The following is a 12,059-nucleotide window of genomic DNA, read 5'->3' as shown; positions in this document are numbered from 1 at the left end:
CGGCGATGACTACGACCCCCTTGCCGCCCGTCTGGTCAACACAGCGGCAACCGACCCGGCGCGGCGTCCTGTGGTTGGGCTTGCGCTGCGACGTGCGGTGCAAGTTCTGCTACGACGAACTCGTGTCCAGCCGGGAGAAGGCGTGGATGCCAGTCGGTGAGGCCACCGCCGCGCTGGACAAGTTCCGCCACTTCTACGGCAACGAGTTCGTGGACTTCATGGGCGGTGAACCGACCCTGCATCCGCAGGCGTTGGACATCGTGGCGCACGCTGCTCGGATCGGGCTGCGCCCGACGGTCATCACCCACGGAATGCATCTGGCCGCCCTGGACCGCGCCCGCGCCTACGTTGAGGCGGGTATCCACGACTTCCTCGTGTCGATCCACGGTATCGGTGACACGGTGGCCGAGATCCACGGCCGGGGCCGGGACAACTTCGCCCGGCAGATGGCCGCATTGGACAACCTGAACACCCTCGGTGTGCCGTTCCGATTCAACGTGACCATGATTCGGGACAACCTCACCGAGCTGGAGGCCATCGCTGACCTCGCCGGGGAGAAGGGTGCCCGGGTGGTCAACTTCCTCACCTTCAACCCGTACTTCGAATGGACCGCGCAGCCGGAGATCGAGTTCCAGGCGCGGCACTCGGACATCGCCCCCTACCTGGCTAGGGCGATCGACCGGTGCACCGCCCACGGCGTCGAGGCGAACGTGCGGTACATGCCGCCGTGCCAGCTCCCCGGCCGCGAGGCGCACGTTTACACCGGCTACCAGCTCCCTTATGACCCGCACGAGTGGGACTACAACTCCTGGTACGACGCGGGCCATGAGGGGCCGCCGTCGCCGCAGTGGTACGGCGAGGCGTCCCAGCGTCAGCAGCAGCGTCACCATTACGTGCACGTGCCCGCCTGTGGCGGGTGCGCGTTACAGCCAGTGTGCGACGGCTTCCAAGCCCAGTACGTTGCCCGGTGGGGCGGAGACGAGGCCGTTCCCTACGCCGGACCACCGATCACGGATCCGACCCACTTCATCCAAGGGCAGCGCAAGCTCAGCTACCAGCAGGCCGACCCGGCCGGCGACGGCACAGCGGAGCCGGCGGCAGCGAAGACACACGTTGGCACGCACCTCCCGGTCGGCGATGACGGGCGCGCCGGGGTCAAGCGTGTTCGGGCCACGGCCCCATGACCGTGTCGGCACTCGCCGTCTCCGGGCTGCTCGGCGCTGCCCTGGTTCGGCAACTGTTCATCCTGTCCGGCGTTATCCGTTCCTGCCGCTTCACCGCCGCCGGCATCCCTCCGGCCCCCGCACACTCGTCCCCGGATCCGATCTTCTTCGTCGTGGTTCCGGTGCTGCGTGAGGCCGGCATCATCGCCGATGCCGCCGCTCACCTGACCGCAATGGCACGTGGGCATGCCGCGCAGCTCATCGTGATTACCACCGCACGGGAGGCCGTCGAGGCGTTCCAGCACGACAGCGAGGACACGGTGAAGGTCGTCGAGCAACTCGCCGCTGAGCACAGGCTGATCCACCTTCACTACGCCGACCCGGACGGGCTGAAGGGCGACCAGCTCAACTTCGCTGCGGCCCAATGCGCGTCTCTGCTGCCGCCCGGGGTATCGCCCTCGGAGGCGTTCCTGACCTGCTACGACGCAGACTCCCGCCCACCGAACGATTCCCTCGACCAGTTCACCCGAGCCATAGCGGCCTCACCCGAGGCCAGCGTCTTCCACCAGTCCTCCCGCTTCGAGGTCCGCACCCGGCCACCGGTGCGCGGTGTGCTGTCGTGGCTGGCGTGGGCCGTCGGTGAAGGCGGCGCCCTACGCGCTAACCGGTTCGTCGCCGGGTTCGAGATACCCCGGCTGCGTAACCGGTCCGCCGCAGCCGGCCCACTCAAACGGTGGCTGTGTTCGTACGTATACGCCCACGTCACCACCCACGGTCTGTGCATACGACTGTCCCTGCTGCTCGACCTGCCGTTTCCAGCGTGCTCGCCGTTGGAGGACATGCATTACAGCTTCTATCTCGGGTCACGGAACGTGCCCATGGTCGCCGTGCCCAGCCTCGACCAGGCTGAGGTTCCGGACACGCCCGCACGGCAGGTGGAACAAGCCTCGCGGTGGTTCTTCGGCCCCGCCCGTGCCTGGCGGTACCTGCATGATCCATCAACCCAGCCGGGCTGGCGGGCACGGTTGCAGACGGCCTCGGCCTGGGGGTCGGCGTTGGAATGGCTCGGCTGCGCCGTCGTGCCGCCGGCAACAGTGGGCCTGCTGATCCTCGGGCCCGCCGTCCTGCGTATCGCGGCCAGCGCGCTCACCGCTGTCTATCTGCTCCAACTGATGGCGATTGATCGCGTCTTCGGCGCGCCCGCCTCGGCGGGTCGGCGGCTGCTCCGGCTGCTGGCCTGTCCGGTGGCGACCATCCTGTTCGGCGTTGGCGGCTTCGTCGGCGCTGTCCGTCTGTTGAGAGGAGGGTCCGGCGTCGGCAAGACCGAACGCCGGCAGGCCGCATGACTGATACCCGCCTGTGGGTGGCTGTGGAAGGACCGTGCTGCGCCGGGAAGACCACCCTGGCCCGTCGGCTGCTGTCGGAGCTGCGTGACCCGGGAGCCACATATGTGCAGTGCTTCGCCGATCACGTCGGCGGCGGCCGGTTCCTGCCCCCGGCAGTGCCACAGTCCCTCGCCGAGGACGACGCTGGGCTGCGTCGACTGTTGGCTATCGAGTCCGACCGCACCAGCTACGCCCGCTCGAACCCGACCGCGGTCGTCCTGCTTGACCGCAGCGTGCACACACTACTGGCGCACCGCTACGCCCTTGACCAGGTGACCGGCCTCGCCTGCTACGAACACGCCACCCGAATGATGGCGGGAGCGGACATCCCGACCTGGCCGGATCTCGTACTATACCTAGACGTACCACAGGACGTGGTCCTTGATCGCAATAAAGGAAAATTCGCCGACGACAGCATTTTCATCAACCCAACGTTCAACTCCGGTATCCGAGGCTACTACCTCCGGCTAGCAGATCAAGGAACTGCGGTTTTTTGGATCGATGCCGCGCAGAATGTTCAGCAAACTCTCGAACGCGCCACGTCATATGTCACGAGACTCTTGCAGGGCCAGCACGCCTAAAGGGAGGACAGTCGGTGAGGCAAGTGCCGTTGGGAGGCCGGGTCATCTTCGTGGACTGGCATGGGGTGCTGTCCCGTGACCCGTTCTGGATGTCTATCCGCGATAGCGCCGCACATCCGCTCCGCGCCCAGCTAGAGGCGAACCTCGCCAACGTATTTTCGCGCGAGGGTGGCACCGCGAATGAGTGGATGAAAGGGCTGCTGTCGTCCGAGCAGATCATCGAAGCCATGGATATCCGCTTGGATCGCCGGTTCCGCGACGATTTCCTCAGCAGGCGTCTCTACGTCGACTGCGCGCGGATGAGGGTGAACGTTGAACTGTTTGACGTGTTACGCACCATGAAGGCCATGGCCCTCGTCGTAATCGCCACCGACAACATGGACTGCTTCGTTGACACCTTCGACAAGGCCCGCAACCGCCGCACACGCCCGCCATCACCACAGTCGGAAACCCTCGCCGAATGGGCTTTCACCTGTGACGACATTATCTGCTCGAGCAACGTGGCAGCCCTGAAGAGTGAAGATCCGGTTGGCTTCTTCGGGCCATGGCTCGCGCAGACCGGCCTGAACTTCGCCGACGCTATCCTCGTTGATGACCGCGCCGACAACTGTGCGGCTTTCCGTGAGCGCGGCGGCGCCACCCTGCAATGGAAGATGGGGGCGCAGCCCGTCAGCGAGGCGGCCGACAGACTGCGGCGATGGTTGGACGTTATGACGCCCGCATAATCAACCAAGTCATCGGTGTTGCTGCGACTCGATCTGCTGAGCAACTCCGCCGCGCAACGGGGTCCAGTTCAACGGGCCACACGTCCGTAACAGTTTTCTGTTATCACCCCATGTATGTACCGCGCCGATCGCCTCAACGCTCGTAGCCTGATCGGCCGAGATGCGCACGGACCGACCTGTCAACTCTCCCACGAGATCGACCAAATCCAGCACCGACCTGCTCGCACCAGTGCACACATTGAGCACATCTGAACGTTCAAGGTGCAGAAGGCGCCCCAGGCAGGTGACCACATCGTCAATGAACGTAAAATCACGCCGCTGTGTCCCATCGCCATGCACTGTGAACACATCGCCGATGAGGGCGCAGTCGATCAAACGGGACAACAGCAGGTCCTCTCGCTGACCCGGCCCGTACACCGAGAACAGCCGGGCCGTTACCAAGGTCTTGCCGCAGCCCGCGAGACGGACCTCGGCGACGCGCTCGGCGGCAAGCTTCGACCTCCCGTACGGCGATGCCGGCGCGACGGCGGACTCTTCCGACCACGGCAGCAACCGCCCCCCGTACACGCTGGAGGATGATGCCAACACCATCACGCGGGGCCGCTCTGCCATCGCGACATGCCGGCACAGCCGGTCGGTGGCCTCAACGTTGTCTCGCAGGTAGGGGCCGGGGTCGTGCCAGGAAGCGCGGACGTTGCCTCGCCCCGCTAGGTGAACGACGGCGTCCACGTCGGCCAGCAGCTCGTCCAGATCCACGTTCAGGAGGTCGTCGCCAATGAGCCGCAGTCGGGCGTCTCCGTGGTCCGCGGCGTCGGGCCACCGCAGGCGGCCAGCCTGCCGATCGAGTGCGGCGACCGCATGCCCGTCCTGAATCAGCCGTTCGGTAGTCGCACGGCCTATGAATCCCCCGGCACCGGTGACTAGGACTCTCACCGGTCCACCTCTCCAACGTCGCGCGGCTGGCGAGACGACCGGCGGCCATCCTGGCGCAGCCGTTCACGTTCAACTTCCGGCCACAGCCGCGTGAGCGCACCTCCAGTCTTCAGGACCTGGTCACAGCGCTGGGCAAGATCCTCCGGCGGCCAACGCTGCGCTTTCTCCACCTTGGCTACCGCTTCTTGGCTATACAGCACCACGACGGCAAGGGCCTGATGCGTCAGGCCGCGCCTTGTCCGCCAGGTACGCAGCTCGGCACCGAACCGGGCTCGCGCCGATGCCCCCGGTGTCAACCCTCGTGCTCTCCTACCCACCGCAATCTCTCGACTTTCCGACGACTGATCGAGTCAGTGGAGGCGGGTCCGTAGCGCGTGTGTGACCGGCCTCGATCAATGAAGGCAGGTGCTCATCGCTGAGCGGGATACCGTGCCGGTCAGCGTCGGTGGCGGCGCGCCAGGGCCGGTCCGGCCAGGTGAAATCGGCGCGCCGTGTCAGTCTTAGAAAAAGCGTGTAGTAGACGACGTGACCCGCCGGCACGTCGAGGTACTCGTGCTGGTCAATGAGAAGCTGTTCTGAGGCGAGGAGTTGACCGCTCGTCGGATCGAAGATCAGGCTGTATCGCAGGTTGTCGCGGTCGAGGCTCACCGCAATGCCGGGGCGCCCGAGCCGGTCGGCCACGCGCTCGTGATAGCGGAGTCCGGTTACGCCGGCGAGCACTCGCAGCACGGCTGCTCGAACGGGTCGGGGTGTTGGATAGACCGTTAACAGGTGGTCAATGGCGAGCAGGATGCCGGCAGGCCCCTCGATTATTGGCCTGGCGGTGAGCTGTTTGGTGAGAGTGTTCGGGTTTGTGGACGGTGGGGAGGGCAAGGCGGTGCTGCCGAGGTCGTCAGGCCCGTAGATGATGGGGCGAGGTTCGGGGCTGGCGAACTCGGCATCGGTGCTGCGGTGGTGGGGATCGGCAGTGGTGAGGTCGTAGTCGAGCGGCGGCTCGACGAGCGTGCCCCGCCCGGCCCCGTCCTCGGCGGTCCAGCGCCGCATCTCGACGGACTGCACGGCGGGAACCATCGGCCGCGAAGCGGGCCTCCCCGTCGTGTCGAGGACCCATCGGCGTAGGTGGACCAAGTAGTAACGGCCTTGCTGCGAGTCGAGGGCAGCGGGTCCGATGGTGTCGGCGAGCCGCTTGAGCCTGTCGGAGGTGCGCGGTTCCGTGGCGGGGGAGGTAGCCGGGGTCCCGGTGGCCTGGACAGGAGCAGCAGCGGACATTGGCGATACGTCCTCGGCGCGGACGGCCGCGGTGATGAGGAGTAGAACCACGATGAGCGGCATCAGGGCGTAGCCGCTCCTACGGCGGCGGATACGGCGGGAGGCCATTGGCGTCGCGGGGGTGCCGAGTGGTGTCATGGGAGCCCCGTCACCTCGGGTTCCTGGGGAGCGCCTCGGCCGCGCAGGGTTGGCGCCACATCGGCCAGAAGGCTGGGCCGCCGTGAGGCAAACGGATCGGTGCGTGGCGCATGAGCCGGTAGCCGTGGCGCGCGAACAGGTCCCGGCTGCCGGTGCTCGTTGCCACGAGATATGCGGGGATGCCTGCGGAGTCGAAAGTAGCGTGTCGATGGCGTAACAAGGCGCCGCCCAAACCCGTGCACTGGCGGTCGGGCGCGACGGCCAGATACCCAAGGCGGTGATGTCGGATGCTGGGGCTGTGGGCGGCGAGCGCGGCCTCGGCCTGGCGGATGCGCTCGGCGGTCGGGCTGTGGGCGTGAGTGTGGCTGAGGAAGGTGACCAGGCTGGGCGGTGTGCTGGTATCCGGATACCAGATGGCGACGGCGCTTTGGTCATCGACGGTGTAGACCACGCCGCTACGGTTGTCGAGGATGTAGTCGATCAGTCCGGTGCACAGCTCGGCGTAGACGGCGTGGCGAGTGTCGTCGTCTGGGATGAACCATTCGGCGTCTGGAGTATCGACTAGCGCATTGACGAGCGTGCTGGTGAGGGGCGGCGCGTCGTGGAAGGTGGCGTGCCGCACGGTGACGTGCGCGGTGGTACGCATGAGGGGTGCCGCTCCTTGCAGTTCGGTCTACGGGGCTGATGGCGGGAGGGTTGGTGCGGCTAGCGGTTTCGTCCGGCGGGTCGTAGTGGGGCGGTCTGCGGACGAAGGACCGCCACCCGGAGTAACTGGGTATTCGGAGATGGGCGTGGCCGTGACCGTGCGTGAGGCGGTCGGTTGGCTCGGATGTTGACGGCGGGGTCGGCCATAGAGCGCCGAGGCGCTGACAAAGTCACCTGCGTTCATTTCGTGCCTCGCTGGGTGGTGGCCGGCTTGCCATCGTTCTGTAGCCCGACGAGTTGGGTAAGCGCACGCTGAAGCCGCTCGACGGCCAGATTGGTGAGGATGCGGGCCGTAGCCATCCGGTCGGGGGTCGCGATCTCCCCCGCGGCTTGCGCGGGTGGCTTGCCGAACAGGTGGTCGGCGATGAGCAGGGCCGTCCTGATGTAGCGGCCAGCAGCGGCAGCGGGATCGCTGTCCCACGGAGGACGACGGTCGACTACCTGTTCGCACTCATGTGCCCGATCGGTGAGGAGATGGTGCGCTGCGCTGAGGTAGGCCGCACCGTCGCGCAGCGGGTCAACGGTGTGCGCCCCTCCAACCTTGCCGAAGGCGGCGGTGGTGTGGTCAATGGCGAGGCGGACACACTGTGCCGCGATGTCGGCGCGGTCAGCAGCCCGCGGCCGATCGAGGATCGGGATCGAGCCCTCGGACGAGATGACGGTCTGCGTTTCGGATTGAGTCACGGTGTTGTCCATCGGGAGAGGTTGGCTGTCGGATCGGACTTGGCGCCGTGGCTTGGGTTCTCGGTGGCGGCGGTCGGCTAGGGGCGACCGAGGTCGCTTCTCAGGTGGATCAGGACGGCCGAAATCAAGAGCAGGGCCAGTCCGGCGGTGAGTAACCGTGTGAGGCGTAACCGGAACAGCCACCAGGCGCTGCCCGATGTGCTACCCCCGACAAGCGCCGCAATCAGCAGTAGCAAGCCGATGGCCAGGGGCGATCAGCTCATCCACGGTCGTACCTCGTTGACGCGCAGTCGGGGGTCAGGCGTAGGGGGCACGCCCGGGAAGCAGGGTGACTTCTATTGGTGATCTTCACTGTGGCGGCTCCATTCGTTCGGCGATGAGCATTTCGCGGAGCCGGACTCTGAGCCGTGCGGAGCCTGGGACCAGCGAGGTCAGGCGGGCAGCTTCCTCAGCGTCGGTGCGTGCCTGCTCTGTGTCGCCGAGGAGGAATCGCGCCTGGGCGAGGTCGATCTGGCTGTGGGCACGTTCGCGGCGTCGTGTCGGGTCCGAGGCGGCCAGCGACTGGAGGGCTTCGGTCTCGGCGCTCCTGGCGAGTTCGCGGGCGTGGGTGGGGTTGGTGGTCGCCAGCCGTAGGTATGCGCCTGTGGCCTCGCGGTGCAGGCCGGCTTCAGTGACGTCGGGGAAGATGTCGCGTTGCCACGACGGTTGTGCCTCGTCGCGTGACTCGTCGCGGAGGTTGGCGGCGAGGTCGATCAAGCCTCGCACTTCGCTGAGACCACTCGTTGCCGTTGATGCGAGGACATTCGCCTTGAGGTTCCACAGCATGGCCCTGACGGCGGTGTGCTGTCCGGGCAGGATGCTGACCGCCAGGTCGATCAATCGCATTGCGGCGTGGGGTTGGTCCAGAGACCGTAGTTGGCGGGCCATATCGGCGAGGATGCGGACAGCGGTCAGGGGTGCGCGTTCGTCTGTGGATTCACGTGCCGCCTGAAGCGCGAAAGTGAAGTAGTGTTGCGCTGGTCCGTCGAGGCCGCTGTCATAGGACATGTGGCCGACGGTGCCAGCAAGGGTGGCGACCGCCGCGAGGAGTCGGTTCCCGGTCGTGTCGTCGTAGGTGCTGGCGTTGATCAGGTCGACGGCGGATTTGAGTTGTCCGACGGCGGCGTCGCGCGTAAGCATTCCGCCGAATTCCGCTTCGCTTGCCATCAACCGTGTCGTGGCACGTTCGACTCCCTCGACGGCGGACGTGTCGGTGCGCTGCGTTCCCTTAGTGTCTGAGGCCGATATTCCGATTGCGGCAGTGTCGTACCAGCGCACGATGGCGTCAGCGAACTCGGGTCCGGCGATGACAGGCACCATGCTGGTCGGGGATGCGTCCTGGCACAGCATGTCGCGTCGTACGAAGGTCGCCAGTTCCTTGAGCGTCCGGTCGGCGACGAACGGGTGGCGGTGGGCGGGCAGAGGCGCGGCGCCGTTGCGGGTGTGGGGCCAGATCAGGGCTGGGGTGATGTCGGTGCCCCACGCGTTGCTGAGGACTTCGGCGACGAGGTCGGGCCGCTCGCAGTCGCTACCCAGCAACCAGCGTTTGATGCTCTTGTAGTCGTAGCCGAGGTTGAGGCCGTACTTCTGCCGTCCGAGGTCGTTGATCGCGGTGGCGAGGTGTGACATGGACGTGTATCCCGATCCTTTGACGAGAACGGCAAGGACTCGGTTAGCCGCGTTCGCCGGCAGGATCATTCGACACTTCTCATTCGATTCGAGGGACGGGAGGCCAGGTGGAGTACCTACGGTCGTGGTCACTGCGGTTCGGTGTCGGAGACGGGCGAGTGGGCGGCCGGCAAGGACGAGGCGATGTGGACGGCCGCCCTTGTAGCGATGGGCCGGATCACAGCGGCGGCGAGGCGCTCATGTATGAGTCCCGTCTGGTCGAGGCTGGTGTCCCTATCGGTGCGTCTGGTGACGTACGGCGCGGTTACGGTGTCGACGCCGGTTCCTCTGGCGCCGGTGGGCCGGTAGGTGGCCAGCACTGCCAACGAGGTTGCGGACTCCACGACGCCGGGGCGCCAGGATCCGCCGCGATAGACCCAAACCCGGTCACCCGGCTTGTAGCTGCTCGCTGCTGCTATCTCGGTGGCTGGCCATTCGGTCGGTGTGATGGCGGGTGGCGGCATTGTCGATCAACCTCGGTCATTTGTGGATTCGGCGTGCCATGTCTGGCTTTGGAGCGGTTGTGGCCCGGATCGGCGCAGTGGGACTCCTGCCTGTCGCAGCCGGTCTCCCACGTAGACGCTGGAAACGCCGCCGGCTGCGGCGAGCCTCGGGATCGTCTCTCCGGCGAGGTAGCGGGTGACGATCTCCGGGTCCGGGATAGCGGCCCTTCGTCGGGCTGGGCCGGGACGCATCCGTACCTGGGCGGCCAGGAGGCGGTCTCGGACGTAGCCGCGTGACATTCCGGTGCGGTAGGCGATCCAGCCGATCGACTCGCCCGCCTCGTAGCGGGCGACGATCCGCTCGTCAGTGGGGATGTCGCTGGTGCGGAGTCGACGGGCCTTCTTGCGTCGGGGGATTTCCAACGCCACCAGGAGGTTGTGGACGTGACCGTGCGAGCATCCGACAGTGGCGGCGATCTCCTTGATCGACCACAGGTCGACCAGGTAGCGGTCGACCAGGTAGCGGGTGACGATCCGGGCGACCCAGGCGGGCGGGGGTGTTATCTGGCCCGTCCGCGTGAGCGCCGTCGATGCGGTATCGGCCCGTTGCGCGAACACCTCGTCCGCCTCGTGGGCCGTGTGCGTTCCGTCGCGGGATGCGACCGGCCCGTCTTGGACAGAATCGGTAGGACCGGCGGCATCGGGCCGCAGTGCTGACCCGAGTCGCGATATCCCCAACTCGATGAGGAGGTTGTTGATGTGGCCGTACGGGCAGCCGACGGACCGGGCGATCTCGCCGATCGACCACTCGTCGTTGAGAAACCGGTCCGTGAGGTAGCGAATGACGATGGTTGCCGCCCAGTCCGGTACGTTCGCCAGCGAATACGTTCCGATCCGCCGCCCCGGCCGGTTCGTCCGTGCCAGTGCCTGGCCAGCGCAGCCGAGATGGCCGGTCCGCTCATCCGGTGACGGCTTGGGTGCGGGTAGTCGGTGGCCCGGTTTACGGCGAGGTATCCCGACCTCGACCATTACCCGGCGGATGTGGATGTGCGTGCACCCGACCGAGCCGGCGATCTCCTTGATCGTCCAGCCGTCGACCAGGTACCGGTCGACGAGGTGACGGGTGGCGATGCGGGCTGCCCAGTCGGGCACCTCTGCTATCGAGTTCGTCCACGTCCACCCCGGCGGCACCGCCGCCGCAGTGGCACCGTCCGGCCATGCGATCTGTTCAGCCGGAACCGGGCCAGACCTGGCCAGCCGCTCGCCCGGCTTGCGACGCGGTATCCCTACCTCCACCATCACGCGGAGGAGGTGGGCGGATGAGCAATCAACCGACCTGGCGATCTCTTCGATCGTCCACCCGTCGAACAGATACCGCTCGGCAAGGTGACGGGTGACGATGCGGGCCGCCCACTCCGGCACCGCCGCCATCGAACTCGTCCGTACACGTTTTGCCGGAGCGGCGACACCGCCGGGAGCCGGTCCCACACCGGTCGAATCTGTCGATTCCATCGATACTGGTCTTTTCCTTCGTAGAGAGATGTACGTGTCGGTCTGGCGGGGTTCGTCGCACCCTGAGCCGGGGCAGGGCGGTGCGCTCAGACGCGCGGAGGCCGGTAGCTATCGGGCTTGTGGCGACGGCTCGGCCTTACAGCGGGCGGGTCTCGCCGAGGGTTCCGGACTCCGGCTGGTGCGAGACGGCTGTCTCGGCAAGAGCCGAACGGCAGGATGTCGGTGTCGGTTCGTAGCGCATAGGCCAGATAGGCGGGCCGCCGCGTGGCAGGTAGAACGGGCCGGTTGTGCGGTAGCCATGCCGTAGGTACAGGTCGCGGTTGCGCTCGTTACTCGCTTCCAGGTACGCCGGCTTGGAACCGAGCCGGGCGTGGTGATGGCGAAGCAGCGCGCTGCCGATTCCGGCGGACTGCCGCTGCGGGTCTACGGCAAGGAACGCCAGGTAATGGTGTGACCAGCCTGGATGGTGCAGGGCGAAGGTGTCGTCGAGCATCAGGAACTTGAACAGCCACGGTCCCGCCGCCTCGGCGAGACGGAGGCGGTAGTTGACCGGCTCGGCCGTGTGCGCCCGGGGATACCAGAGCGCTGTGCCGGACAGGTCGGCGGTGGTGTAGACGAGCCCGTTCTCGAGGGCGTGTGCCGCCCAGATGGCGAAGTAGCCGAGGTAGACCTTCCGGCGAATGGTCTCGTCGGGGACGAGCCAGTCGGCGACCGGGCCGGTCAGGAACGCATCGGTGAGGAGCTGAACGATCTGCTCCGCATCGTTTTCGGTGGCGCGGCGGATCTCCGCTTGCGGGGCCGTGACGGTCATCGG

General features: G+C 66.6%; 11 protein-coding genes. 4 read left to right on the top strand and 7 right to left on the bottom strand.

Translation table 11 applies throughout. The features are described 5' to 3' along the window. Positions 1 to 5 precede the first annotated feature (5 nt). From O7626_RS30365 to O7626_RS30350, 4 genes are read left to right on the top strand one after another with little or no spacing between them, the layout of a single operon-like run. Complete coding sequence (locus O7626_RS30365) at positions 6 to 1,184, top strand: radical SAM protein (RefSeq protein WP_278064461.1); 1,179 nt, start codon at positions 6 to 8, stop codon at positions 1,182 to 1,184. Continuing rightward, positions 1,181 to 2,509, top strand: a complete 1,329-nt coding sequence (locus O7626_RS30360) for a glycosyltransferase family 2 protein (protein WP_278064460.1) — start codon at positions 1,181 to 1,183, stop codon at positions 2,507 to 2,509. Before O7626_RS30365 ends, O7626_RS30360 begins: the two co-directional genes overlap by 4 nt. Beyond that, the gene (locus tag O7626_RS30355) at positions 2,506 to 3,129 is read left to right on the top strand and encodes a hypothetical protein (RefSeq protein ID WP_278064459.1); all 624 of its coding nucleotides are present in this window, start codon (positions 2,506 to 2,508) and stop codon (positions 3,127 to 3,129) included. Before O7626_RS30360 ends, O7626_RS30355 begins: the two co-directional genes overlap by 4 nt. Positions 3,130 to 3,143: 14 nt before the next feature. Beyond that, the gene (locus O7626_RS30350) at positions 3,144 to 3,854 is read left to right on the top strand and encodes a hypothetical protein (RefSeq protein WP_278064458.1); all 711 of its coding nucleotides are present in this window, start codon (positions 3,144 to 3,146) and stop codon (positions 3,852 to 3,854) included. Between the two features lie 9 nt (positions 3,855 to 3,863). On the opposite strand, the gene O7626_RS30345 is transcribed toward O7626_RS30350, so the two are convergent. The 7 genes from O7626_RS30345 to O7626_RS30315 all read right to left on the bottom strand — a co-directional run bounded on the left by O7626_RS30345 (position 3,864) and on the right by O7626_RS30315 (position 12,056). Beyond that, on the bottom strand, positions 3,864 to 4,787 hold the full coding sequence (locus tag O7626_RS30345; RefSeq protein WP_278064457.1) for an NAD-dependent epimerase/dehydratase family protein: 924 nt from the start codon (positions 4,785 to 4,787) through the stop codon (positions 3,864 to 3,866). A 309-nt stretch (positions 4,788 to 5,096) separates the two neighbouring features. Beyond that, entirely contained in the window at positions 5,097 to 5,846 is a 750-nt protein-coding gene (locus O7626_RS30340) for a hypothetical protein (protein WP_278064456.1), read from the bottom strand. Between the two features lie 358 nt (positions 5,847 to 6,204). After that, positions 6,205 to 6,840 carry an N-acetyltransferase gene (locus tag O7626_RS30335; protein WP_278064455.1) on the bottom strand — a complete coding sequence of 212 codons (636 nt, stop codon included), beginning with the start codon at positions 6,838 to 6,840 and terminating at the stop codon, positions 6,205 to 6,207. Positions 6,841 to 7,079: 239 nt separating this feature from the next. Continuing rightward, positions 7,080 to 7,595 (bottom strand): hypothetical protein, encoded by a 516-nt coding sequence (locus O7626_RS30330; protein ID WP_278064454.1) that lies wholly within the window; start codon positions 7,593 to 7,595, stop codon positions 7,080 to 7,082. Positions 7,596 to 7,931: 336 nt separating this feature from the next. Then, complete coding sequence (locus tag O7626_RS30325) at positions 7,932 to 9,320, bottom strand: hypothetical protein (protein WP_278064453.1); 1,389 nt, start codon at positions 9,318 to 9,320, stop codon at positions 7,932 to 7,934. 440 nt (positions 9,321 to 9,760) lie between these two features. Further along, positions 9,761 to 11,164 carry a hypothetical protein gene (locus tag O7626_RS30320; RefSeq protein ID WP_278064452.1) on the bottom strand — a complete coding sequence of 468 codons (1,404 nt, stop codon included), beginning with the start codon at positions 11,162 to 11,164 and terminating at the stop codon, positions 9,761 to 9,763. 217 nt (positions 11,165 to 11,381) lie between these two features. Then, entirely contained in the window at positions 11,382 to 12,056 is a 675-nt protein-coding gene (locus O7626_RS30315; protein WP_278064451.1) for a GNAT family N-acetyltransferase, read from the bottom strand. Positions 12,057 to 12,059 lie beyond the last annotated feature (3 nt).

Origin of the sequence: Micromonospora sp. WMMD1102 (assembly GCF_029626265.1) — a bacterium.
Taxonomy (GTDB): Bacteria; Actinomycetota; Actinomycetes; order Mycobacteriales; family Micromonosporaceae; genus Plantactinospora.
The sequence above is the reverse complement of the archived record's forward strand: the minus strand, read 5'-3'. Positions and strand labels throughout refer to the sequence as shown.

What these genes read in the sequence shown, in the direction of transcription:
- O7626_RS30365 (WP_278064461.1), top strand. Translation starts at nt 6, where the DNA reads ATGACTACGACCCCCTTGCCGCCCGTCTGGTCAACACAGCGGCAACCG.
- O7626_RS30360 (WP_278064460.1), top strand. Translation starts at nt 1,181, where the DNA reads ATGACCGTGTCGGCACTCGCCGTCTCCGGGCTGCTCGGCGCTGCCCTG.
- O7626_RS30355 (WP_278064459.1), top strand. Translation starts at nt 2,506, where the DNA reads ATGACTGATACCCGCCTGTGGGTGGCTGTGGAAGGACCGTGCTGCGCC.
- O7626_RS30335 (WP_278064455.1), bottom strand. Translation starts at nt 6,840, where the DNA reads ATGCGTACCACCGCGCACGTCACCGTGCGGCACGCCACCTTCCACGAC.
- O7626_RS30330 (WP_278064454.1), bottom strand. Translation starts at nt 7,595, where the DNA reads ATGGACAACACCGTGACTCAATCCGAAACGCAGACCGTCATCTCGTCC.
- O7626_RS30325 (WP_278064453.1), bottom strand. Translation starts at nt 9,320, where the DNA reads ATGATCCTGCCGGCGAACGCGGCTAACCGAGTCCTTGCCGTTCTCGTC.
- O7626_RS30320 (WP_278064452.1), bottom strand. Translation starts at nt 11,164, where the DNA reads ATGGCGGCGGTGCCGGAGTGGGCGGCCCGCATCGTCACCCGTCACCTT.
- O7626_RS30315 (WP_278064451.1), bottom strand. Translation starts at nt 12,056, where the DNA reads ATGACCGTCACGGCCCCGCAAGCGGAGATCCGCCGCGCCACCGAAAAC.